Origin of the sequence: Candidatus Planktophila vernalis, assembly GCF_002288185.1 — a bacterium.
Lineage (GTDB): Bacteria > Actinomycetota > Actinomycetes > Nanopelagicales > Nanopelagicaceae > Planktophila > Planktophila vernalis.
Window position 1 is genome coordinate 390508 of the sequence record NZ_CP016776.1, and the last position, 24103, is coordinate 414610.

Below are 24103 nucleotides of genomic sequence, written 5' to 3' on the forward strand. Positions count from 1 at the left end.
ATAGACCTATGAGCGGTCGTATTAAGGATGAAGATGTTGCATACATCCGTGATCGCGCACCTATTGATGAAATCGTAGGGGAATACGTTCAATTAAAAAGCGCCGGTGGAGGACAAAAGAAAGGTCTTTGTCCTTTCCATGATGAGAAATCTCCTTCATTTCACGTAACACCAAGCAAAGGTTATTTTCACTGCTTCGGTTGCCAGACCGGCGGAGATGTCATCGCATTCTTGATGAAGATAGATCATTTAACATTTACTGAAACTATTGAACGCCTTGCAGATCGCATGGGTTACACATTGCGCTATGACGAAGGCGGACCATCCACTCCCGCTTTTTCTGCCGGTGCCCGCTCACGTCTTATTGCAGCAAATACAGAGGCTGCGCGTTTTTATCAAGAACAACTCAATACTTCTCCTGATGCTGCCCACGGTAGAGATTTACTAACCAAGCGCGGTTTTGATAAAGATGCATGTATGAAATTCGGTGTGGGATTTGCACCAGATGAATGGGATGCACTGACTAAGCATTTACGCGCACAGGGTTACAGCATCGATGAACTTGAAACTGCTGGACTTTCAAAGATGGGACAGCGCGGACCAATCGATAGATTCCGCAATCGTCTAACCTGGCCAATCAGAGATATCTCTGGAGATGTAGTTGGTTTTGGTTGTCGAAAACTTGCAAGTGATGAAGAAGATCAAGGTCCGAAATACCTCAATACTCCAGAGACACCGGTCTATAAAAAGAGCCAAGTTCTCTATGGTTTAGATGCAGCTAAAAAAGAGATCGCAAAGAAGCGCCAGGCCGTCATAGTTGAGGGATATACCGATGTGATGGCTGCTCAATTAGCAGGAATCACAACTGCAGTTGCTACATGTGGCACGGCCTTTGGCGCAGACCACATCCGTATCTTGCGCAGATTGCTGATGGATGATGATTCATTTAGAGGCGAAGTTATCTTTACATTCGATGGCGATGCTGCCGGTCAAAAGGCTGCCCTTCGTGCATTTAGTGAAGATCAAAAGTTTGTGACCCAAACATTTGTCGCAGTTGAGCCAGATGGTTTAGATCCATGCGATCTACGCCAACAAAAAGGTGATTTAGCTTTGCGTGATTTAATCGCTCGCAGAGTTCCGCTCTTTGAATTTGCAATCCGCGCTGAACTTGCTCATCACAAATTAGATAGTGCTGAGGGCCGAGTTAATGCACTTAATGCTGCAGCACCTCTTGTTGCACAGATTCGTGATAAATCACTTCGCCCTGAATACACCCGCTTGCTTGCAGGATGGCTTGGCACAGAAGTTGAGATAGTTTCAAAGGCAGTTGCTCAAGGTATGAAGAGCCAGCCTAAGGTGAGTGAAAGTATTGAGCCAACAACTGATGAAAACAGTAATTGGCGACCAGATCCCAATGAAGCTCGTTTGATACTAGAGCGTGAAGTTCTAAAAGCGAGATTGCAAGAGGGATCACTTTTCACTGGAACTCTGTGGAGTGATATTGAACCAGGTGCATTCACGCATCCTGCCTATAAAGAACTGCGCAAGACCATAGATGAGACCCCTACACTTTCTGCAGAAACCATTAGTGATGAGCGCATTAAGACTTTGTTTACCGAGCTAACAGTTGAACCCATTCGCGCCGATGGAAAGCCAAGCGCTGCATACGTCGAGAGCATCGTTGCTCGCTTGCGTGAGGTTGCAATATCTCGCTCCATCGCAGAACTTAAATCATCACTCCAACGACTCAATCCCGTTGAAAATGAAATTGAATACAACGCAGCTTTTGCGCAATTAGTAGCCCTAGAAAACGCCCGTAGAAATCTGCATGATTTGGCGCTCGGGGGCCTTTAAAAACCCCTCAATTTCAGCCAAGGCCTGTGCGTGCGCTAGAGTTTGCGCTCTATTGATCCCTGATAGCTCAACGGCAGAGCAGTCGACTGTTAATCGACAGGTTCTTGGTTCGAATCCAAGTCAGGGAGCTTTTCTACTCAGCCTTTTTTCAGACTCACCTTTACTATGTATCTCATGAGCATGATTAAAAGCTATGTGCGCACGGCCAGTTCCTCATGGCGCAATCAAGCACCTGCTTTTAGAGTCATGCGCCTCTGGCTTGGAATCACATGGATATATGCGGGTTGGGATAAGGCAAGTGATTCAGGTTTTCTCACTCCAGGATCTGATACTTACATAGGAACACAACTATCTGGATTTTCAACCCAGTCCCCAGTGGGCTTTGCATTTGAAAAGCTGATTGAACATGCCAGCTTTGTGGGTGGATTTGTGATCCTCTCTGAGTTTGCAATCGGACTTGCCACACTTCTCTGGGTTGCACCGCGTTTGGCCGCATTCGGTGGATTTTTGATGTCGCTAGGTTTGTGGCTTGCTGATACTTTTAATGTCTCTCCCTACTTCTTGGCAAGCAATACGGCATATGCAGTCTTATGGTTGTCCTATTTGTTACTCTTAATTGGAAATGGCAAACGAAAGGTTTTAACAATGTCATTAGAGCGTCGCAGCGTGTTACGTGTTGGTATTACAGGAGCACTAGCTGTTGCATTTGCAGGAGCGGGCAAGTTCTTTGCTAAAGCTGCGCCTGCAACAAGTGATGTGGCAGCTGGCAAAGGTACAAAGATTATTAAACTTGCATCCATCAAAGTTGGCGGCGTTCACAATTTTGTCGCCGGAAATGGCGCACCATCAGTCCTGTTTAGAACTAAAAAAGGTGTGTTTGCATATTCTGCAATTTGTACACACCAAGGCTGCACGGTCAGTTATTCAGCTTCCAGCAAGACATTAAAGTGCCCATGTCATCAAGCTGAGTTTGATCCCAACAAATCAGGACAAGTTGTGAATGGCCCTGCAGAAACTCCACTTGGCAAAGTCAAGGTTGCGGTTAAAGGCGCTTGGGTAATTCTCGCTTAAAATAATCAGCCGATACTCAGGAAACATTAAGAGAGAATTTATACCCTTGTCACACATGAAAAACTACGGAAAAAAGGGAAGATTATGAAGTCGACCATTGTAAAAGTTGGTGTTGGATTTCTATTGGGTACAACTGCCATTGGTGGGGTTGCAACCGCAGCTAATTCTGACCCAATCGGAGTTAAGGCTTGCGTTGACAAGAAGACACAAGTTATGTACTTGGCTGCTAATGACACATGCATCTCATCACGTACTTTGGTCTCGCTCGGCGCTTCTTCAATTGATGTCAAGTCGATTGCTGCGCTAGTTACGCCTTCAGTTGTTTCAATAAAAGTCACTGCACCGACTGGTTCAGGCTCTGGCTCAGGGTCAATCTATAAAACTAGTTCAACTTCTTCATACATCATCACCAACAACCATGTGGTTGACTCGGCGGCGGTCAGTGGTTCAATACTTGTCGAATTCATTAACGGTGACACAATTGCAGCAACTATTGTTGGGCGCGATTCTAATTATGATTTAGCTGTTCTCAAGGTTGAAAAAGGTAATCTTCCAACAATAAAGATCGGTAACTCTTCTAACATTAGTGTTGGAGATCCGGTTGTGGCAATTGGTTCACCGCTTGGCCTTGCGAGCACGGTAACTAGCGGAATCATTTCAGCTAAGAATCGTCCAGTAACAACTGGCACCTCAGGAGCTGAGTCATATGTGAATGCGATTCAAACAGATGCTGCAATTAACCCAGGTAATTCTGGGGGAGCACTTCTTGACTCTGCTGGTCGAATCATTGGAGTTAACTCAGCAATCGCAACGCTATCTAGCGGGGGAGTTTCTGGAAGCATCGGTCTTGGATTCTCAATTCCTATTAATGAGGCTAAGCGCGTAATTGATGAGTTAATTGCTACTGGTAAATCAACGCGACCAGTTTTGGGAATCTTCTTCGACACTACCTATACAGGTGTTGGAGCCAAGATTTCTAGGTTAAGTCCGGGCGACCCAGCAGAAAAGGCTGGCATCCCTGCTGGTTCAATCATCAAATCTATTGATGGCGTGAAAATCGCTGATCAGGTGGGAGCAATAGTTCGAATTCGTTCCTATGCACCCGGAGCCACTGTCACGGTAGTAGTTGAACTTCCAAGCGGGATGACACAGAGCTTCAAGGTTGTTCTTGGTTCTGCGCCATCTAATTAAAGCCAGTATCGAAAAATTTCGTAACGCAGACGCAATAGGGTCAGGGTATTCTCTACCCATGGCCCTATTTCGTCTCAGCATCTCTCTTCCAGATCGCCCAGGTTCACTTGGATTACTGGCATCTGCAATCGGTGCTGCCGGCGGAGATATTCGCGGATTAGTCGTCCTTAAATCTGAAGATGGACGCGGTTATGACGACATTACTGTTGCTGTTCCCGGAAGTGATCCCACAGATTTACTCAATGTTTTAGGTGCAATTGGCGGAGTAGAAGTAGTTTCAATTACCCCCGTTGAATAACCTCTGCGCCTTGGCTTGGAAGTGAAGTAAAAAAGCGTGGTGCTTTAAATCGCTTATCAGCAAAAGCCTTTTCAACAGCTGCAATGGTTTGTGTTGTGTGTGAAGCGTTAATAAGTGCAATTGCACTTCCACCAAATCCACCGCCGACCATGCGTGCACCTAGTGCTCCTGCAGCTAAGGATGCATCCACAGCGCAGTTAAGTTCTGGACATGAGACGTTGTAATCATCGCGAAGTGAAGCATGAGATTGATTGAGTAACAGCCCAAGAGATGCGAAGTCTTTCTTCTCAAGAACTTCTACGGCATCCATCACGCGCTTCATCTCAGTGACTGCATGACGAGCTCTCATAAACTCAGTTTCGGTAAGCATGCCACGTGAGGAAGCTAGTTGATTCAGTGAGAGCTCGCGCAAAGAGGGGATACCCAACTTAGCGACAACAGATTCACAGGATGCACGGCGCTCGGCATAACCACCATCGGTGAGGGAGTGGTGGGCTTGTGTGTCAATAATGAGGAGTTCAAGGCCACTAGATGCAACATCAAATGCAATATGTCTGGTTGATAGATCACGACAATCTAAGAGCAGAGCTGAACCAGAGTGAGCCATGAGTGAGACAGATTGATCCATGATTCCGCATGGCACACCAACGTACTCATTTTCAGCTCTCTGAGTTAAGCGCGCTAAATCTTCCAGAGAATTTCCTAGAGAAAAAAGATGATTGAGCGCAGTTGCAACACAACACTCAAGGGCAGCAGATGAGGATAGGCCTGCACCTAAGGGAACGTGTCCATCAATCATGATGTCTATGCCGCTTGTAATTCCAAGTGACCAGATAACACCGAATGGATAGCGCTCCCATTCACCTTTTAATCCAGGCTTAATTGCATCCAGGTTTTGTTCTACAACTTTGTTTCTGCGCTGCATGGAGGTGATGCGCACTTTGCGATCATTTCGCACACGAATAGCTGCAAAAGTCCTATCTTTAATGGCAAAGGGGAGGACAAAACCATCGCTGTAGTCGATGTGTTCTCCGATTAAGTTAACACGGCCTGGAGCTGCAGCGATGATGTCTGGAGCAGCGCCAAATGCCTGCACAAATCTCTTATCAATATCTGGCATCAGAGGCCTAACTAAAAGCTGCCAAAGTATCGGCAACCATGTCTTCAATTCCTCTTGTTGGAACCCATCCAAGCTTTGATTTTGCTTTATTGATATCTGCAATTAGAACTGCAGGGTCTCCGGCGCGACGAGGTGAATCAATTGTTGGGATCTGATGCCCTGCAGCCTTTGATGCCGCGGCTACAACTTCTCGCACTGAATACCCATCACCGCTACCTAGGTTATAGATCTCATGCACACCAGCCGTGAGGGTTTCTAAAGCTTTAATGTGAGCATCAATTAAATCAACTACGTGCACATAGTCACGCACACACGTTCCATCAGCTGTTGGCCAATCGGTGCCAAAAATCTTTACTGGATTTTCCTCAGTGCTTCTTAGAACATTTGGAATCAAATGAGTTTCTGGATTGTGGCGCTCAGCCAACCAACCACGCTTTGATTTAAGGGCACCTGCAACATTGAAATAGCGAAGTGATGCTGCAGCAATTCCTCTTGCAGCCGATTCTGCTGTAATCATCTGATCTATGGCTAATTTTGTAGCACCATAGGGATTCGTAGGTTTAGTGGGTGCGCTTTCCAAAATAGGTACTTGTTCAGGTTCGCCATAAGTGGCAGCAGATGAAGAAAAGACCAACTTCTTAACGCCACTTTTGTGCATCTCATCGAGCAGATTTCGCGTTCCATCAACATTTACCTGATGATAAAGATCAGGTTTTTCAACAGATTCGCCAACAAGTGATTTACCTGCAAAGTGCATGACCGCATCAACACCAACAAGTGCTTGTGCTAAATCTCCGGAGTTCAAAAGTGAGCCTTGAATAAAACTCACACCCGCTGGCGCTGTGTCGGCATGACCCGTACTGCAATCATCCAGAATCGAAATTTCATAACCTTGCTCGAGCAATATATCTACGGCCGTGGAGCCGATATATCCCGTGCCGCCTGTTACTAAAACCCGCATTACAAAACTACTTCGCGCAACTGCGCCGCTGATTGCTCTGGTCGCATATCCATGATGAATGCACCCATTGCAGATTCAGATCCAGCTAAGTACTTCAACTTTCCAGGAGCGCGTCGCACGCTCGTGATTTGCCAGTGCAAGCGCAAGACATCGCGGCCAACACGGACAGGTGCTTGGTGCCAAGCGGCGATATAGGCCATATCAATTCCAAAGACACCATCGAGGCGTTTCATTACTTCAAGTGCGATGGGAGCAAATGCATCGCGGTCTTGATCTGTGAGGCCAGTTAAGTCTGCAACAGGATTAAGCGGTGCAACATGAATTTCAAATGGATAACGCGCGGCATAAGGAACAAATGCAATCCAACGATCATTGCGGGCGATGATGCGCTCTTCATCGCGAATCTCACGGGCAACTACTTCATCAAATAAAACTTTTCCAGTGGAAGTTTTGTATTTATTGGCTGCCGCTAACATCTTTTCAACACGAGGTGGAATATATGAATAGGCATAAATCTGACCATGCGGGTGAGTCAGCGTTACGCCAATCTCTTCTCCGCGGTTTTCAAATGGTGCAATGTGCTCGATAAAGCTCTCTTGGGAGAGTTCGGCGGTGCGATCAATCCATGCCTCAAGTAGAACGCGCACGCGCGCAGGCGTTAGATCTTTAAATGCATTTCCATGTTCTGCTGTAAAACAAATTACTTCACACTTACCAGCAGCACTTCCCAAATCTGTATCTGGACCAACTTGATCAGGTAAGGCCCAATCACCAGTTGGAGGGCGAAGTGAAGGAGAGCGGTTATCAAAGACAACTACTTCAAAATCAGATTCAGGAATCTCAGTTAAAAGCTCTCCTGTTGTTGGACAGAGGGGGCAGAGTTCTTTGGGAGGTAAAAAGATTCGACCTTGGCGATGTGATGCCATGGCAATCCACTCATTCACCAAGGGATCGAGTCGAAGTTCACCTATTGCTGGTTGTTTTTCTACAGGACGGGCATCTTTGGCGCTCCGGTTTTGACCAGAAGTGTCGTAATAGCGAATGGTGCGGCCATCGGCCATCAGGCGATCATTTCGAAGGATGCCAGCGCTTAGTTTTTTACTCTGCTCCATAGTGTCGTTACTCTACAGTTGTGACTAAGCAAACTGCACTTCTGAGCGCTCCAACTTCCTCGTTGCTCATTGAGGTTGTTAATGGAGCCTTAGTAATTCGCCATTGGGGAGCCCCAATTCTTGGGCAAAACCATGACATCGCGCTAGCTAGTCGAGTATCGATTGCAAATAGTTCTTGGGATGAACCACAGCTGCCAGGTTTGATGCGCGAGAGCGCACGTGGTTTCTTAGGACGTCCATCTCTGTCCGGACACCGCAATGGAAAAGCTTGGTCAACTAAATTTGAAGTTACTGATTTTCATCATCAAGGTAATCACTGCGCAGTAACCCTTCGAGACTTTCATGCAGAGCTAGAGGTAATAGTCACTTTTGATTTAGATGCTTTTGGAGTACTTATTCAGAAAGCCACAGTTAAAAACATTGGAAACTCTGATTATGTTCTCAATGAATTCATCCACTGGTTGCCTTTGCCACGAGAGGCAACACAGAATTTAGATTTTGCAGGACGTTGGTCAAATGAGCGTCAACCACAATGTCGCGATATTCAAATTGGAACCTGGGTGCGTGAATCTCGTGAGGGACGAAGCGGGCATAATTTCTCTATTGCAGATATCGCATTAACTGCACAAACTTCTTTCCAATCTGGTTCTGCTTGGGCAACATCGATTGCTTGGAGTGGTAATTCTCATTATTTGGTTGAACGTGGTTTTGATGGTCAGCAATCTATTGGTGCCGGCGAACTCTTGCTTGCAGGTGAAGTAATTCTTAAGGGTAATGAATCTTATGAAGCACCAGCTTTGTTTGCTGTTTATTCAAGCCAAGGATTAGATGGTGTTAGTGCGGCTTTCCATTCACATCTTCGTGCACGTGAAATTCATCCTAAGCGTCCACGTCCACTGACTTTAAACATGTGGGAAGCGCTCTACTTTGATCACAATGAATCAAAGATTAGAGAGCTCGTTGATGTTGCTGCCGAAGTTGGGGTTGAGCGCGTTGTTCTAGATGATGGGTGGTTTCACTCCCGCCGCAATGATCGCTCAGGCTTGGGTGATTGGGTTGTTGATCCAGCTGTCTGGCCAAATGGATTAACCCCAGTAGTTGAATACATCAATAGCAAAGGTATTGAGTTTGGTCTTTGGTTTGAAGGCGAAATGGTTAACCCGGACTCTGATTTATATCGTGCTCATCCTGAATGGATCCTGCATGAAGGAGATCGAACCCCACCGCTATGGCGCCACCAACTTGTTCTAGATCTTGGGCATGAAGAGGCATACAAGCATGTTCTGGAACAAACATCTTCACTATTGGCTGCTCACAATATTGTTTACATCAAGTGGGATCACAACCGTGTATTAGTTGATGCTGGGCATTTAGGTGTTGCGGGTGTTCGCCGCCAAACACAGGCTATTTATCGTTTGTTTGCTGAGTTAAAAAAGCGTCATCCAGGACTTGAAATTGAATCGTGCGCATCAGGCGGAGCCCGTATTGATTTAGGTGTTATTGATTATGTGGATCGCTTCTGGACAAGTGATAACAATGATGCCCTCGAGCGCCAAACTATTCAGCGCTGGACATCACAAGTTATTCCGCCAGAAATGCTGGGAACACACATTGGCCCAACCCATGGACACCAAACTGGTCGCACATTAGAACTCTCTATGCGCGCAATAACTGCGCTCTTTGGACATGCTGGTATTGAATGGAACATTACGCAAGCAACTGCCGAAGAACGGGCAAATCTTGCTACGTGGGCCAAGTACTACAAAGACAATCGCGCCCTATTACACAGTGGAAAATCTGTTCGCATTGATTATCCAGATGAGCATGGATACCTCTACGGTGTTATATCTGCCGATACTAAGAAATCTATATTCGCCTATGTTCAGTTAACACCTACTGTGACAATTCACCCAGCATCACTTAAGTTTGCCGGTTTGGATGCAGCTGCCAATTATTTAGTTAAAGCCGTTTATCCAGCAGGCAAACCACGATTTATGTTAATCACTCCACCGCAGTGGATGGATGGCATCACCATGTCAGGTTCAGCCCTTGCCACTATTGGAGTGAGTGCACCGATTCTTGCACCGGCCAATGCCGTGCTGATCGAAATTACTAAGCTCTAATCAACCCAGTTCAGAGTTCGCTCAACTGCTTTCTTCCAATTCTTATAGCCAGCTTCGCGCACATCTAATGTTGAAGTGGGTGACCAGCGGCGTGATTGTTGCCATTGCTTCTTAACTTCATCTTGTGAACTCCAGAAGCCAACAGCTAAACCAGCAGCATATGCAGCACCTAAGGCAGTGGTCTCACCAATAAGTGGGCGAGTGATATCAATTCCCATAATGTCAGCCTGCATCTGCATGCACAGTGAGTTAGCGGTGATGCCACCATCAACGCGCATTTCGCGCATTGGAACTCCACTGTCAGCCACCATTGCATCCATAACATCGCGAGTTTGATAACAAATTGCTTCAAGGGCAGCGCGGGCAAGATGGGCTTTAGTTGCTGCACGTGTTAAACCAACGATTGCACCGCGTGCATCACTGCGCCAATACGGTGCAAAGAGTCCTGAGAATGCGGGTACGAAATAGACTCCAGCAGTATCTGTCACAGAGGATGCAAGATTTTCAGTTTCAGCAGCGTTAGTAATAATCCCTAATTGATCACGTAACCATTGAATGGCAGAACCAGTCACAGCAACTGAGCCTTCTAGAGCGTAATGAGCGGGTTGATCACCTAACTTGAAACAGACTGTTGTGAGCAAACCATTTTTAGATCGGACGATCTCCGTGCCAGTATTGAGGAGCGCAAAGTTTCCAGTGCCATATGTAGTTTTAGATTCACCGCGTTCAAAGCAGACTTGCCCAACCATTGCAGCTTGCTGGTCTCCTAAGATTCCAGCGATTGGGATAGAAGTTCCAAATGGACCGTGAGGATCGGTGGATGCATACACTTCTGAGGAAGATTTGATCACTGGAAGTGAACTGCGAGAGACTCCAAAGATATCTAGAAGCTCTTGATCCCAATCAAGGGTTTCAAGGTTCATTAATAATGTGCGACTGGCGTTAGTCACATCAGTTTGATGTACACCGCCACGTACTCCACCTGAAAGATTCCACAATAACCATGAATCAATAGTTCCCATTCGAGCATTTTCATTTTTTGCAGCGGGAACATTGCTCAGAAACCAGTTCATCTTGCTACCGGCAAAATAAGGAGCAATCGTTAATCCAGTCTTGAAACGAACCTTCTCTTTTTGGGAATCAGTTAAAGAGGAGAGAAAATCGGTGGTGCGAGTGTCTTGCCAGACAATTGCATTGGATAAAGGTTGCCCAGTGCTCACATCCCAAACAACTGTGGTTTCACGTTGATTAGTGATTCCAATAGCTGCTAAATCTGAACCTAAAATGTCGGCCTGCTTGAGGGCCCCAGCGATGACTTCTTGCACGCGTTGCCAAATTTCAGCTGCATCATGCTCAACCCAGCCGGGGTGAGGCATTATTTGGCGATGTTCAAGTTGGTGTTGGCCAATAACTTTGCCCGAGTGGTCAAAGATCATGAAACGAGTACTTGAGGTTCCTTGATCCAAACTGCCGATATAAGTCACGAAGTGAAAACCTTTCATAATTAAGTTAGGCTTACTCTACTCAGATGCAATGGAGAATCAACGCTTATGTTCCTATCACAGCTAAGCCCCCAGCAGCGTGATAGCGCCATTTCAGAATTATCGAGTGAATCTTTTGACATATTAGTTATTGGCGGGGGTGTCACAGGCGTTGGAGCGGCACTTGATGCAGCATCACGTGGTTTAAAAGTTGCTCTGATTGAATCCCAAGATTTAGCGTCTGGAACTTCAAGTCGTTCCAGCAAACTCATTCACGGTGGATTGCGATACCTAGAACAATATGACTTTAAATTAGTACGAGAAGCACTCCATGAGCGCGAACTAATGGTTTCTTCTCTCTCGCCACATCTAGTTAAGCCAGTCGGATTCTTATTTCCGCTGACCGAAAAATTCAAAGAGCGAACTTACGTTGGTGCGGGCCTTGCACTCTATGACGCACTTCGTGGTTTCCAACGTGCCCTACCTTGGCACAAACATATTGGTCAAAAGCAGATTAATGAGATTGCACCATCTCTGCGCCCAGATTTGATTACTGGAGCTATTAAGTATTTTGATGCACAGGTAGATGACGCGCGACACACGATGACAATTGCACGCACTGCAGCTCGACATGGGGCAGTGATTGCAACACGCGTGAGTGCAGTCTCGCTCTTGCGAGAAGGTAAGCGCGTTGTTGGAGTAAAAGCGAAAGATTTAGAGTCTGGAAAAACTATAAACATCAGTGCAACAGCAACAGTGATGTGTGCTGGTGTGTGGAGTGATGAACTGCATGCAAAGTTTGAATTAAAGCCAGGTTATAACGTGGCAATGAGTAAGGGCGTGCATATCGTATTGCCAGGCTCGGCAATTAAATCTAACGCTGGAATTATTCTCAAGACTCCAATTTCAGTCTTATTCTTAATTCCATGGGGAGATAAGTGGATTGTTGGAACAACCGATACTCCATACACGGGAGATAGAGCAGAGCCTTTGGCTAGTCGTGAAGATGTTCAATACATTTTGGATCAAGCCAATCGCGTGTTATCTCCTAAATTAGATGTTTCTCAAATTATTGGTGTTTATGCAGGCTTGCGACCACTGGTAGCAAATAACAAAGACTCTGCAACGACCAAACTCTCACGCGAACACACAGTTGATCGACCAGCTGCTGGATTTGTGAGCATTGCCGGTGGTAAATACACCACTTATCGAGTGATGGCTAAAGATGCCATTGATCGCGCAGTCATTGAACTACGTGCGATTAAGCCAGAGTCAGTAACAGACAAACTGCCACTAGTTGGTGCTGATGGTTACTTTGCATTAGTCCAGCAGGTCGAGCGCTTAAGTGAAAGCAGTGGTCTTGATACCGACACAATTACTCACTTGCTCAATCGCTATGGATCCATGATTAGTGAAGTTCTTGAACTAATTGAGGCAAATCCAAAGCTCGCAGCAAAAGTTGATAAAGATCTTCTCTACATCAAGGCAGAAATTGAATATGCAGCAAGCTATGAAGGTGCAAGAACAGTTGATGATGTTATTTCGCGCCGCACACGGATTGCCTTTGAAGCCAGCGATCACGGCGTGCACTTAGCAGATGAGATTGCCGCGATTATTGCCCCAGTACTTGGTTGGAGTGCAAAAGAGCGAAAAGCATCAGTTACCGCATATGAAGAACTAGTAGATCGCGAGCTTGAGGCGTTAGATCAACTTCTAGAAGAGCATGAAAGAGTTAGTTCTTAATCTGCTTTGAACAACCATCAACTGAAGGCTTCTTAGTTGGCTTCTTAGTTGGCTCAGCTGTTGGTGACGGAGTTGGACCTTGAACCACTGTGAAAGTTACTGCTTGAGAGCTTTGTGCATGTGTTTGTGACACATCTGTATAAACAACATTTCCACTATATGTGCCGGCAGGAACACCCTTAATTGCCAATGTCCACTCACCACTGGTGGCACGCAGAACTGTTTGAACTGGACTTGTCTTTGGCACAGTTGCAGCGTCGAAGACAAGTTTAATTGCACCAGTCACAACAGGTGATGAATCAGGACGTGTGACCGTTGCTTTAAATGTGACTGACTTATTGGTTGTACTGGCGGATTGGGCGTTAACAATTAATTGAGTTGGCTCATTATTTGGCATCAAATCAACTAATGCAGGCGCCCAACTTCCTTTAGAAAGATTGAGGAAATCTGAGGCACTGCCTCTAAAAATATTGAGATCAAGTCGAGTGCCAGGCACACCGTATTTAGGTGCAATTCCACAGGATGTGTATTGCCAGATAGTCCATTGTGAATCACAGTTAGCGCCAGTCCATGAGTGCACATAGCAACCACCAGCTTTAATTCCAGGTTGATTAATCGGGTTAAACGGATCAATTGCATATTGGGCTAGCCACAGTGGGTATTGAGCCAACTTCGCACTCTTATTCATTGAACTCTCTAGAAAGTTTGAATAGGAGTAGAGAATTGGCGTTCTTCCTGTTTTCTCTTTAAGTAGTCCTAAGAATGTTTCTGCCCATAAAGTAACTGCAGCCCGGCTGGCATATTTCTGGCAGGCACCTGAAGAGGAGACTCGAACACATTTATTCTCAAGATCTAGTGCGTAAGGGAGATCTTTTTCAGTGTAACCACCGATAGCAGCTAATCTCCATAATACTTTTTGAGCTTGGGCAGTTGCATCACGGATGATTCCTGCTGAATCACTGACATCAGGCAAAATCGCATAGTGATAAAAACCTGTATAGAGACCTGCAGCTTGGGCTGCTGCGTGATCCATAATGAGGTACTTAAGTGCAAGTGCATCTGCTTCATCTCTAGTATCTGAGGCTTTAATCATGACGAAGCGAAGTCCAGATGCATAGGCAACTGAAAAATCAATTGGCTTGTCGTTGGGATGTTGCCATCTACTCACATCTGCTCCGTGGATGCGACCACCAGGACCGAAAGATTCAACAACTAAGGCAGGATCAGTGGTTGAAATCTGGGGAGGCTTTTTAATGGTGATTGTTCTAATAGGGGAGTTGGAAACTTTGCCTCCAACATTTACTTGAGCGCGATACTTGATTGGAATATCAAATGCAGTTGCAACAGCAACAATCTTCCACGTTCCTGCTTTGGTGGTCTTAGTTACAAAACGCGTGGTCTTCCATTCACCTGATGAGTTACCCTGAATTTTTACGCTCAAACCAGATCGAGCCGGCTTGATGGTTCCGTAGAAGGTAACTACTGATTCAGTTGCCGATGGAGTTTGTCGCAAGGAAAGTGTGAGAGAGCTAGAAGCGGCCTGAACCTGTGGCACATTCAAGGCTAGTAGAGTCAGCGCAATTGCTGTAATTGTTGCGCGGATTTTCATCGCTCACTTATTTCAACATCAATAGCCAAGACAGATTTTATTGTTTGAATGAGTATCGCTTGTTGCTTCAGTCGAGTCTGTAAGAATTCATGGGAACTAGAAAGCTTACGGGCATCTGAAAAATCCAAGGTAAGAACCTTGCCATCAAAATCTGCCAAGCGGGCGTCAAAGAAGGAAAGCCATGAGACTCGGTCTACTTCCAATACCGCATCGAGGACTTCATTCCATCGATTGCGTATTTCTTGCAGTTCCATAGGCGCAAACTTTACCTATTAACACTGTTCTATTAGTGGTGTGGCGCGCCTAACCAGCGGTAATACTCACCAACAAGTTGCACCCTCATATTCATATTGGCATCTGGTTGCACATGCAATTCTTGTGCAACTCGTGAAATTACTTGTTCCACAGACTTTTCACTGACATATCGTGTACGCCCAATCTGGGCATTTGTCATTCCATCAGCGACCAATCGAAGTACCTCTGCTTGTGTATCAGTTAGATGGGCCATTAATGCCAAAACGCCTTTCTCTTGAAATGAAGCATTTCCATTTATCCAAGCGACCTTATGTTTTTCAATCGCTGCAGCCTTTGATTCATTAATTGCAGTGCATAGAACAGTGAAGTCAACAATAGATTTCTTAATGAGAATCTTGGTTCCAGCAGGCACGTCTTCATTAGATTCACCGATAAAGCGCAGATCAGGACAGGTGTTAAGAATTACAATTCCTATGTTGTGATTTTCTTTGCGCATGTTCACTGCGATTTTCACTGAAGATATTCCTGCAAGGTTCATATCCAGCAAAATGACATCTGGTTGCAAACGTCGAAGCAAGTTTAGACCCATACTCTCACTCTTAGCTTCTCCGATCACATCAATATCATGAAGACGTAGTGTTGCCACCAAAGTAGACATCACAAATGCGTCATCGACTATGACCAGTACTCGTTCGTTCATGTCTACAAGGTTAACGTTGAAGTAGACAATTACTCCTTGAATAGGAAATTACTTAATCAATTGAGAGATGGCCCCAGAGATATGAGAAACAATCACTTCAGCAGAAATAGGGCCACCCCTAGATGCGCTCTTTGCTGCTTGAGCATGGATGTATGCACCAGTTGCAGCAACGTGGGCTAAACGATTGATGTCGTTAAGTATTTCAACAGTATTGGTGGCAACCAAAGCGCCAATGATTCCTGCCAATACATCACCACTTCCAGCTGTTGCCAGCCAAGGTGTTGCAACAGGAAGTTCTATGAGTAAGTCATCATTTGCAACGTACGTGATTGATCCTTTAAGCAGAACAGTTACACCTAGAGTTTGGGCAGCCACAACCACCCATTTTTTTGGATTTCCTTCAATCGCCTCTGCCGTAACTGGCACTCCTCGCGCAGTCAGCAAGGCTGAGAGCTCTCCACTATGTGGTGTGATCAAAGTTGGTTGCTCTAAAGACCCAGCCAAATACAGCGCTCCAGCATCTAGAACTGTTGGAACGTTTTGCTTGTGCGCTAAAACAAACCAACGGTGGCGAAGCCATGTGGTGATATCTGAATACTTCTTTGCGGGAATTCCAGAACCGATAAGCCACGCTGTGACTTTTCCAGGTTGCACCACACAAGAAGGTGTTGCGTGCAAAACTAAATGTGCCAAACCTGAAGAACTATGAAAGCGAATCATTCCAATTCCTGTTGCAGCAGCTGCAGAAGTTGTTAGAACCGCAGCACCTGGATATTGGGCAGAACCAGTGATTACACCGAGAACTCCTCGACTGTATTTGTGGTCAAGATCAGAAGGGGTGATAACGCATTTGGCTGCATCACGAGCGGTCCACTTCTTAATAGTTCTGGTCATGAACTCAGCCTATCGCTCATAATTTGCGAGCCTGTACCGCTACATCCATACTAAGCACAATTGAAGGCAACAAACAGGGGGAATCATGGACGCAAAGTGCCCAGTAGCACACGGTGCAAACACTCAATCGAGTGAGTCAAATACACATTTGTGGCCTAAGGCGTTGAAGTTAGACATCCTCCACCAGCATGATCGCAAGACCAATCCACTCGGTGAGGATTTTGATTACCGTAAAGAAGTTAAGACTTTAGATTTTGCTTCAGTGAAAAAGGATCTGCATCAATTCATGACTCAAACACAAGAGTGGTGGCCAGCAGATTGGGGCCACTACGGCGGATTAATGATTCGTATGGCCTGGCACTCAGCTGGTACATATCGAGTTGCCGATGGACGCGGTGGTGCTGGCACAGGAAGTTTTAGATTTGCTCCACTAAATTCATGGCCAGATAACGGCAATCTAGATAAAGCACGTCGCTTGCTATGGCCTATTAAGCAAAAGTATGGAAACAAACTGAGCTGGGCAGATTTATTTATTCTTGCAGGAACAATTGCCTATGAAAGCATGGGCTTGAAAACTTTCGGTTTTGCTTTTGGACGAGAAGATGTTTGGCATCCAGAAAAAGACATCTATTGGGGATCAGAACCAGATTTGATGATGCCAAGTGATGAGCGCTATGCAGACACAACAGATGCCAGCTCTTTGGAAAACCCTCTGGCTGCAGTTCAGATGGGATTGATTTATGTTAACCCTGAAGGAATCAATGGAGTTTCTAATCCAGCGCTAACCGCCCAACATATTCGCGAAACATTTGCGCGCATGGCGATGAATGATGAAGAGACCGTTGCATTAACTGCAGGCGGACACACAGTCGGTAAAGCCCACGGTAATGGCGATGCATCTCTATTAGGTCCAGCACCAGAGGCTGCAGATATTTTTGAGCAAGGTTTGGGATGGAATAACCACACAAAGCGTGGAGTTGGTCGAAACACTGTAACAAGTGGCATTGAAGGTGCTTGGACATCTGAGCCAACTAAGTGGGATGCCGGTTACTTCGAAATGTTGTTTAAGCATGAATGGGCACTTGTGAAGTCTCCGGCAGGAGCACAGCAGTGGGAGCCAACAAATATTGTTGAAGCAGATAAGCCAGTAGATGTTGAGGATTCATCAATTCGCTATAACCCAATGATGACTGATGCAGATATGGCAATGATTAAGGATCCGATCTACCTTGAGATTTCAAAGAAGTACCATGAAAATCCGGCGCTCCTTGATGATGCATTTGCGCGTGCTTGGTTTAAATTAACCCACCGCGACATGGGTCCAAAGATTCGCTACATCGGACCTGATGTTCCAGCCGAAGAGTTGATTTGGCAGGATCCGATTCCTGCAGGCACATCTTCTTATGATGTTGGCGCGCTCAAGGCAAAAATTGAGGCAGCAGGATTATCTGTTTCAGAGTTAGTTTCAACTGCTTGGGATAGTGCGCGAACATTTCGCGGCTCAGACCTTCGCGGCGGTGCAAATGGATCTCGCATTCGTTTAGAGCCAGCTCGTAATTGGGAAGGCAATGAGTCTGCTCGATTAAACAAAGTACTTGCTGCTCTAGAGCCAATTGCAAAAGAATCTGGTGCAAGCATCGCAGATGTGATTGTTTTGGCTGGAAACATTGGAGTAGAAAAGGCTGCAGCTGCTGCAGGTGTGAAGGTTTCAGTTCCATTCACACCAGGTCGCGGAGATGCAACGCAGGCACAAACCGATGTTGCCAGTTACGGTGTTCTTGAACCCATTCATGATGGATTCCGCAATTGGGTGAAGAAAGATTACGCAGTATCACCTGAAGAACTGCTTCTAGATAAGTCCCAACTTCTTGGACTAACCGCTCCTGAAATGACAGTCTTGATTGGTGGAATGCGCGTGCTTGGTACAAACCATGCCGGCACATCCCACGGAGTCTTTACAAAAAATGTTGGCGCACTTTCAACAGATTTCTTTGTCAATCTCACTGACATGAAGTACGTGTGGGAGCCAGTAGGGGAGAACCTCTATAACATTCGCGATCGAAAGAGTGGAAGCGTTGATTGGACGGCTACTCGCGTAGATCTAGTCTTTGGTTCTAACTCAATTCTTCGTTCATACGCTGAGGTCTATGCTCAAAACGATAACAAGGAAAAGTTTGTTAAAGACTTTGTTGCTGCGTGGACCAAGGTGATGAACGCTGATCGCTTTGACCTGCACAGTTAATTCTCAGAGTAGTTAAGTCGGCTTGATTAGAGCTCGAATACGACAACACCTTGGGCCTTCACAAGAAGGGATTGCCCGTATTTCACGGTGTGAAAAATGGGGCTAGGGCTTGAAATATCTGTAAGGTCACACACGCTTGAAAGGGATAAATAAGTTCCTACTTGTTATCATTGGGCGTGGCGAAAAAAAGTAAAATCTTGACGAAAGCAGTCGGTACTGCACTCATTCTCCTAACTCTAGTGAGCACAGCAGTTGTTGTTTCGAAAGCATGCCATGCTGAGCAAAATTCTGTGGCAGTGGCAGCCGTCACCCATGTTTCACATGGTGATCATCCTCATTCACCTATCGCCACTCAAGGTTTAGGTAGTGGTAATTTATTTACGAAAATCTGTGCGGGGATTTTCTATTTAATTTTACTTTTTGGCGGCAGGTTTCTTTTAAGAATCTTCTACCAGTCTTATCACGACAAGTTCATTCTCTTAAAATCTCACTTGATGACATATAGACCGCTAACGAGCCTTAACCTGACCTTATCTTTACCTGAATTGGGCATTCACCGAATCTAAATCAATCTCGCTTCTGTCCAAGAACTGCGAGAAAGGTTTTTCATGCCCGTTTTTGTTATCGTTTTTGCTCTACTACTTGGAATTACACCAAGTAGTAGTTGGGCTGCCCCTTCCTTAGCAAATGCACAACGTGAAGTGGATAGATTAAGAACTCTGGCTGCCGAGAAATTTGAGGCGGCGAATGAAGCAACAATTCGGATCAAGCAGCTAGAAAAGCAGACGGCTATTCTTGAGAATAAAGAATCGACCTTGCGGAAAGAGTTAAATCTAGCTGGATTGACCCTTTCACGTATTGCCGTCTCCAAATTCACTGACTCTGGAATGGGAGAAGGATTAGATCTCCTTTTTTCTTCAGACCCATCTAGGTACCTTTCAGATGTAGGCGTTTTAGATATGGTCTCTAGGAACTATGCAAAACAACTCCGAGAATTTGCTGTTAAAAAGCAAAACGTGGAAGCAACTCAGTTAGTTGTAGCTGATAAAACAACTCTGTTGCGCATTGAAAGATCCAGACTTAATCGTCAAGTAAGTGCGGCAAAGGAAGATTTGGCACTGGCTCAAAAGATCTTGAACAATCTAAAAAAAGAGGATAGAGAGAGATTGGCAAGGGAAGAGGCAGATAGGGAAAATCGAATTCTCAGTGACTCTAAAAAATATGCACAAAGTTATAAGGGAGATAACACAAGAGGTTCAATTGCATTGAAATATGCCCTTGCCCAAGTCGGAGATGTGTATGTGTGGGCTGCGGCAGGACCAACGCGTTGGGATTGTTCAGGATTGACTATGCGCTCTTTTCAAAAGGCAGGTGTATCACTTCCGCATTCATCTCGAATTCAAATTAAATATGGAAAAAATATTTCAGCTTCATCATTAAAGCCAGGTGACTTACTGTTTTTTGGTAAGCCGATTAGCCATGTCTCCATCTATATGGGTGGGGGAAAAATGGTTCAGGCCCCACGTCCAGGTAAAAGAGTAGAAGTTGTGAATTTCACAAAAGTATTTGGAAAGAAGCCATTTGTTGGAGCTCGCAGATTATGATGAAAATAAAGATATTAGTTATTCAAATTATTTTGATTTCCCTGAGCGTGATTGTGCTCCCGGCACCAGGTAATGCAACGAGTCATAAACCGACACTTGCTCAAATTGAAGCTGCCAAGAAGTTAGAAGCTGCAAAGAAAAAAGTTGCAGCTGATGCGCTCAAGCGGTTGGAGAAGGCGCGTGGAAATTTGCGTGCTCTGACGACTATCGCAAAGGCTGCAGAAGCAAAGTATGTTGCAGCACGAAATGAATTGGCACGGGCCACAGCTAAATCCGTAGCCGCTACCAAAATCTATGAAGAAGCTGTTGCATCTGTTGCATTTACACATCGTGAGATTGGCAAGTTAGCCGTGCATGCATATAGGTCAGGGGGGAGTTTAAGTGATCTTGAAGTACTGCTGGATTCTCGCGGTCCCCAAGAACTTATCGATCGGATGTCTACGCTAGATAATCTGGGGGCAACCAATAAAACAACGCTCTCACGATTTAAGTCAGCTGAGGAGATTGCTCAAAAAGCAAAAGTAGTTGCCGTTGCCGCTCAGGAGGAACAGAGAGTAGTCACAATTCGAGTGGCTGATGCAAAGAAGGAAGCAGCTGATGCTCGGGCAGAGCAACAGAAAGAGGTAGATAAGCTTCAGGCAGTTCAAGACAAACTACAGCGCGATTTAGCTTCAGCAAAGAAAGTTCGCATTACTTTAGAGCAGCGCCGACAACTTGCAATTCTGGAAGAGACTCGAGCAAATGAGGCAACAAAGGTCACGGGCCAGGCAAAAATTTGGCGCACTGGGGGACCAACAGGAGTGAGTAGTTCACGAACATCTCAAGCTCAACGGCTCAAAGCAGTTGAATTTGCAAAAAGGCAGGTGCTTGCAAAGAAGCCTTATGTCTGGGGAGATGAAGGACCAAATACATTCGATTGCTCAGGTCTTGTTTATGCCGCATATAAATATGCCGGTTTAGGTTGGCCCATTTGGGACCGCTTGAACTCAGGTTTGTATTACACATATACAAAGCAGATTCCATTGTCGGAAATGGAACCAGGAGATCTTCTCTTTTATTCATACAAGGGCACGATTAGTACTATCCACCACATCAGCATCTATGCCGGTGAGGGCATGATGTGGGAAGCTCGTTCAACAAAGAGTGGACTTCGATTCTCAAATATTTATAGTGTTGATGGCTTGATGCCTTATGCAGGGAGGGTGTGAGAGTGAAAAGAATTACTTTTGTTCTGCTTGCTTTTTTAATCGCTAGTGTCCACAGCGCTTCGGCAGCTGGAGAAAACATTGGTTCCCTCTCACACATTCATAGTGTCAGGGCCTTGGGAAATCAGATAATTCTTGGCACGCACGAAGGATTATTTGAATACCTCAATGAAAAGAGTGTGAAGAGAATTAGTCCAGAACGCTTTGACGTTATGGGGCTTGCAATTTCAGCAAAGGGCTTTTACGCAAGTGGACATCCTGGGGCTGGTTCAAAGCTTAAAGATCCAGTTGGACTTATATTTTCTTCCGATAGTGGGCAAAGTTGGAAGAGTTTAGCTCTGACTGGGATTGTTGATTTTCACATTCTTGAAACGAACGGTAAGGAATTTTACGGTGCTGACTCAGGCTCTGGCCAACTAATGTATTCCAGTAATAGCGGTAAAAGTTGGGCAAAACGTGGCCTGAATCCATTTACAGACATCGCCCCTGATCCAAAAATAAGAGCCTCTGTCTTGGGAGTTAAGGATGGCAAGGTTTTCCGTTCCCTTAATGCATTCAAGAGTTCCTCAGTGATAAAAACAACATTTGAAGTTGATTCGATTGACTGGATTGAGGGAAGCTTGATTGCATCATCGGGCAAGGTTCTTTATGAATCAACTAACGCTGGTACTAGTTGGAAAAAACTCATTACGCTTCCCGCACCTATCGGCACCATTACTCAGTCATCATCGATGATAGCTGTGGTCATGAATGGTGTGATCTATTCAGCAAGTAGAAGTAATCTTGAGTTTATCAAGCATCAAAAAAAGTAAATTGTTTCCGAGAGGCTGCCTTACTTCTACCGATCTTCAATTGTATTGAGGCCGAACGTCAGTGGGGCGGGTCGGGCTCGAACCGACGACGACAGAATTATGAGTTCTGGGCTCTAACCAACTGAGCTACCGCCCCTAAAACTTCTTTGAGTGCATGCGTATGTTACGGGGCTAAATCTATAGTGGCAAAGATAAGGTCAGACATATGAATCTGCGCCGTATTTCCACGCTCCTTGCCCTTGTGATGTTGCTTCCACTCAGTAGCGCGAATGCTGCACCAATTTACGTTTTTCCAGTGGCAGGCTGTGAAGTCAACTATGCCAGGGCTCATCATGATTATGCAGCTACAGATATTTTGGCCAAAGCTGGGTGCAAGTTTGTGGCACCCATTAATGGTGTGGTCGATGAAGTAAATCGAACAGATAGTTGGAGTGGAAAAACTAACTTAGGTATTGATCGTGGGGGACTCTACGTTTCAATCATTGGTGAAGACGGTGTTCGCTATTACGGATCTCACTTGCGAACAATCCCAGCAAGTATTCAGCCCGGAGTTGTTGTCAAAGCTGGACGGTTGTTGGGCGGCATTGGATCAACGGGTAGTGCCCGTGGAACTGCGCCACATTTACATTTTGGAATATCGTGGCCAACCCCACCTCAAACATGGTGGGTGCGTCGCGGAGAAGTATTGCCGTGGAAATATTTAGATGCGTGGAAGGCTGGAAAAGATTTATCTCCAGTAAAAGAAGTTAATGCACGTAAGTTAAAAGTTGGAGAGATTCCACCTGTACCAAAAAAATAACCCCCACTGTTTCCAGTGAGGGTTATTTGTAAAGCGGTTTTAATTAGGCAGGATTAACTGCATCAGCCTGAGGACCCTTTGGACCCTGTACGACCTCAAATGAAACTGCCTGACCCTCTTCAAGGGACTTGTAACCGTTTCCTTGGATAGCTGAGTAGTGAACGAATACATCTTGTCCGCCACCATCAACTGCAATGAAACCGAAACCCTTTTCAGAGTTGAACCACTTAACTGTGCCTGTTGCCATGTTTTTACTTTTCCTTCGATATGTGGGTGTTCCGAGAAATCCTCGGATCACGGTCTTCCTCTTGCGCCAGCGATACCGAATATGTGTTACATGAAACGGGTACTGATTAAGCGTCCGACTGAGGTGAACTCTACCGCCTACTGAGCCGTATGCCTAAAGTGGGGCTGGACAGTTTGAGCGTGCACGGTGTTCAATTAAGGCACTAGTGAGAGCAAATGCAGCTGGGGAAGGTCGCATTTGGCGCCCTTGCTAGGAGATCATCATGCAACGTCTTGTCACGCCTTCTGCCCAATTATCGGTGCGGGGCTTACTTACTATTCACTCAGCACCCTCTGCGCTGCGCCGTCATATTGATTGGGCGATTCAAAACATCGTTGGCGCAGACGCACAAGTGAACTGGCAACCGCAAAGCTTGATGGTCGGCACATTTAAAACAAAATGCCAATGGAGAGGTTGCGGCGGATCTGCGGCAGAGATTGCCAGCACTTTGCGAAGTTGGCACTACTTAAACTTTGAAGTTCTTGAGGAAAATGAGAACGGTGGCGAACTCTTTCGCTTTACACCAGAGCTTGGACTTCACAGAGCAGTCACAGATTTAAGTGGGGCTGTGCTTCTCAATGAGTTCGCAATAAATAATGTGATGCAAAAGGCTTTCGATGAAGATTCAATACGACAAGGTCTTTTGCAGGCTATGGGAACTGCCTGGGATGTAGAGCTAGAAAGATTTCGGAGTGCTGGCATGGGCGAACCTGCGCGCTTGCATGCAATCTAATCAGTTAGGAT

At 45.6% G+C, this 24103-nt stretch carries 22 protein-coding genes and 2 tRNA genes; 14 read left to right on the forward strand and 10 right to left on the reverse strand.

The window, feature by feature from the left end; all coding sequences use genetic code 11:
- Positions 1 to 8 precede the first annotated feature (8 nt).
- The 5 genes from dnaG (at position 9) to A7sIIA15_RS02155 (ending at position 4413) form a co-directional block, all read left to right on the forward strand.
- A complete protein-coding gene (gene dnaG / locus A7sIIA15_RS02135) occupies positions 9 to 1853 on the forward strand; it encodes a DNA primase (protein ID WP_095685578.1) in 1845 nt (614 codons plus the stop codon).
- Between the two features lie 56 nt (positions 1854 to 1909).
- Positions 1910 to 1981 (forward strand) — tRNA-Asn (locus tag A7sIIA15_RS02140).
- Between the two features lie 46 nt (positions 1982 to 2027).
- A complete protein-coding gene (locus tag A7sIIA15_RS02145) occupies positions 2028 to 2924 on the forward strand; it encodes a Rieske 2Fe-2S domain-containing protein (protein ID WP_223298280.1) in 897 nt (298 codons plus the stop codon).
- Positions 2925 to 3008: 84 nt separating this feature from the next.
- Positions 3009 to 4115, forward strand: a complete 1107-nt coding sequence (locus tag A7sIIA15_RS02150; protein ID WP_095685580.1) for a S1C family serine protease — start codon at positions 3009 to 3011, stop codon at positions 4113 to 4115.
- Between the two features lie 58 nt (positions 4116 to 4173).
- Positions 4174 to 4413 (forward strand): ACT domain-containing protein, encoded by a 240-nt coding sequence (locus A7sIIA15_RS02155; RefSeq protein WP_095685581.1) that lies wholly within the window; start codon positions 4174 to 4176, stop codon positions 4411 to 4413.
- Here the strand turns inward: A7sIIA15_RS02155 and galK are convergent.
- The 3 genes from galK to galT are packed head-to-tail and all read right to left on the reverse strand — an operon-like array spanning position 4397 to position 7606.
- A complete protein-coding gene (galK, locus tag A7sIIA15_RS02160) occupies positions 4397 to 5533 on the reverse strand; it encodes a galactokinase (protein ID WP_095685582.1) in 1137 nt (378 codons plus the stop codon). The two genes, A7sIIA15_RS02155 and galK, sit on opposite strands and share 17 nt — an antisense overlap.
- A gap of 7 nt (positions 5534 to 5540) precedes the next feature.
- Entirely contained in the window at positions 5541 to 6494 is a 954-nt protein-coding gene (gene galE, locus A7sIIA15_RS02165; RefSeq protein ID WP_095685583.1) for a UDP-glucose 4-epimerase GalE, read from the reverse strand.
- Entirely contained in the window at positions 6494 to 7606 is a 1113-nt protein-coding gene (gene galT / locus A7sIIA15_RS02170) for a galactose-1-phosphate uridylyltransferase (RefSeq protein WP_095685584.1), read from the reverse strand. Before galT ends, galE begins: the two co-directional genes overlap by 1 nt.
- Before the next feature lie 20 nt (positions 7607 to 7626).
- Here galT and A7sIIA15_RS02175 point away from each other — a divergent pair, with 20 nt between their 5' ends.
- Positions 7627 to 9729, forward strand: coding sequence for an alpha-galactosidase (locus A7sIIA15_RS02175; RefSeq protein WP_095685585.1), 2103 nt, complete (start codon positions 7627 to 7629; stop codon positions 9727 to 9729).
- Here A7sIIA15_RS02175 and glpK read toward each other — a convergent pair.
- Positions 9726 to 11213, reverse strand: a complete 1488-nt coding sequence (gene glpK, locus A7sIIA15_RS02180) for a glycerol kinase GlpK (RefSeq protein WP_223298281.1) — start codon at positions 11211 to 11213, stop codon at positions 9726 to 9728. The two genes, A7sIIA15_RS02175 and glpK, sit on opposite strands and share 4 nt — an antisense overlap.
- Before the next feature lie 66 nt (positions 11214 to 11279).
- Here glpK and A7sIIA15_RS02185 point away from each other — a divergent pair, with 66 nt between their 5' ends.
- Positions 11280 to 12953 carry a glycerol-3-phosphate dehydrogenase/oxidase gene (locus tag A7sIIA15_RS02185; protein WP_095685587.1) on the forward strand — a complete coding sequence of 558 codons (1674 nt, stop codon included), beginning with the start codon at positions 11280 to 11282 and terminating at the stop codon, positions 12951 to 12953.
- Here A7sIIA15_RS02185 and A7sIIA15_RS02190 read toward each other — a convergent pair.
- Genes A7sIIA15_RS02190 through A7sIIA15_RS02205 form a run of 4 tightly spaced genes read right to left on the reverse strand, consistent with a single transcriptional unit; the run spans position 12943 to position 16411 of the window.
- Positions 12943 to 14562 (reverse strand): GH25 family lysozyme, encoded by a 1620-nt coding sequence (locus A7sIIA15_RS02190; RefSeq protein WP_095685588.1) that lies wholly within the window; start codon positions 14560 to 14562, stop codon positions 12943 to 12945. The genes A7sIIA15_RS02185 and A7sIIA15_RS02190 overlap by 11 nt on opposite strands.
- Positions 14559 to 14816 carry a hypothetical protein gene (locus A7sIIA15_RS02195; RefSeq protein WP_095685589.1) on the reverse strand — a complete coding sequence of 86 codons (258 nt, stop codon included), beginning with the start codon at positions 14814 to 14816 and terminating at the stop codon, positions 14559 to 14561. The genes A7sIIA15_RS02190 and A7sIIA15_RS02195 overlap by 4 nt, the downstream gene beginning before the upstream one ends.
- A gap of 32 nt (positions 14817 to 14848) precedes the next feature.
- Positions 14849 to 15517: a response regulator transcription factor gene (locus A7sIIA15_RS02200; RefSeq protein ID WP_095685590.1), complete on the reverse strand. Its 669-nt coding sequence runs from the start codon at positions 15515 to 15517 to the stop codon at positions 14849 to 14851.
- A gap of 48 nt (positions 15518 to 15565) precedes the next feature.
- The gene (locus tag A7sIIA15_RS02205) at positions 15566 to 16411 is read right to left on the reverse strand and encodes an ADP-dependent NAD(P)H-hydrate dehydratase (RefSeq protein ID WP_095685591.1); all 846 of its coding nucleotides are present in this window, start codon (positions 16409 to 16411) and stop codon (positions 15566 to 15568) included.
- An 85-nt stretch (positions 16412 to 16496) separates the two neighbouring features.
- Between A7sIIA15_RS02205 and katG the strand changes: the two genes are divergently transcribed.
- The 5 genes from katG to A7sIIA15_RS02230 all read left to right on the forward strand — a co-directional run bounded on the left by katG (position 16497) and on the right by A7sIIA15_RS02230 (position 22274).
- Positions 16497 to 18653, forward strand: coding sequence for a catalase/peroxidase HPI (gene katG / locus A7sIIA15_RS02210; protein WP_095685592.1), 2157 nt, complete (start codon positions 16497 to 16499; stop codon positions 18651 to 18653).
- Positions 18654 to 18892: 239 nt separating this feature from the next.
- Positions 18893 to 19219 carry a hypothetical protein gene (locus A7sIIA15_RS02215; protein ID WP_150123717.1) on the forward strand — a complete coding sequence of 109 codons (327 nt, stop codon included), beginning with the start codon at positions 18893 to 18895 and terminating at the stop codon, positions 19217 to 19219.
- 42 nt (positions 19220 to 19261) lie between these two features.
- A complete protein-coding gene (locus A7sIIA15_RS02220) occupies positions 19262 to 20257 on the forward strand; it encodes a C40 family peptidase (RefSeq protein ID WP_095685594.1) in 996 nt (331 codons plus the stop codon).
- Complete coding sequence (locus A7sIIA15_RS02225) at positions 20257 to 21465, forward strand: C40 family peptidase (protein WP_095686427.1); 1209 nt, start codon at positions 20257 to 20259, stop codon at positions 21463 to 21465. The genes A7sIIA15_RS02220 and A7sIIA15_RS02225 overlap by 1 nt, the downstream gene beginning before the upstream one ends.
- 113 nt (positions 21466 to 21578) lie before the next feature.
- Positions 21579 to 22274, forward strand: coding sequence for a WD40/YVTN/BNR-like repeat-containing protein (locus tag A7sIIA15_RS02230; RefSeq protein WP_150123718.1), 696 nt, complete (start codon positions 21579 to 21581; stop codon positions 22272 to 22274).
- Between the two features lie 62 nt (positions 22275 to 22336).
- On the opposite strand, the gene A7sIIA15_RS02235 is transcribed toward A7sIIA15_RS02230, so the two are convergent.
- A tRNA-Ile gene (locus tag A7sIIA15_RS02235) sits at positions 22337 to 22410 on the reverse strand.
- Between the two features lie 69 nt (positions 22411 to 22479).
- On the opposite strand from A7sIIA15_RS02235, the gene A7sIIA15_RS02240 reads away from it, so the two are divergent.
- Positions 22480 to 23073, forward strand: a complete 594-nt coding sequence (locus A7sIIA15_RS02240; RefSeq protein ID WP_095685596.1) for a M23 family metallopeptidase — start codon at positions 22480 to 22482, stop codon at positions 23071 to 23073.
- A gap of 43 nt (positions 23074 to 23116) precedes the next feature.
- Here A7sIIA15_RS02240 and A7sIIA15_RS02245 read toward each other — a convergent pair whose 3' ends face one another.
- The gene (locus A7sIIA15_RS02245) at positions 23117 to 23320 is read right to left on the reverse strand and encodes a cold-shock protein (protein WP_017956305.1); all 204 of its coding nucleotides are present in this window, start codon (positions 23318 to 23320) and stop codon (positions 23117 to 23119) included.
- Between the two features lie 262 nt (positions 23321 to 23582).
- On the opposite strand from A7sIIA15_RS02245, the gene A7sIIA15_RS02250 reads away from it, so the two are divergent.
- On the forward strand, positions 23583 to 24092 hold the full coding sequence (locus A7sIIA15_RS02250; RefSeq protein WP_095685597.1) for a DUF3145 family protein: 510 nt from the start codon (positions 23583 to 23585) through the stop codon (positions 24090 to 24092).
- Positions 24093 to 24103 lie beyond the last annotated feature (11 nt).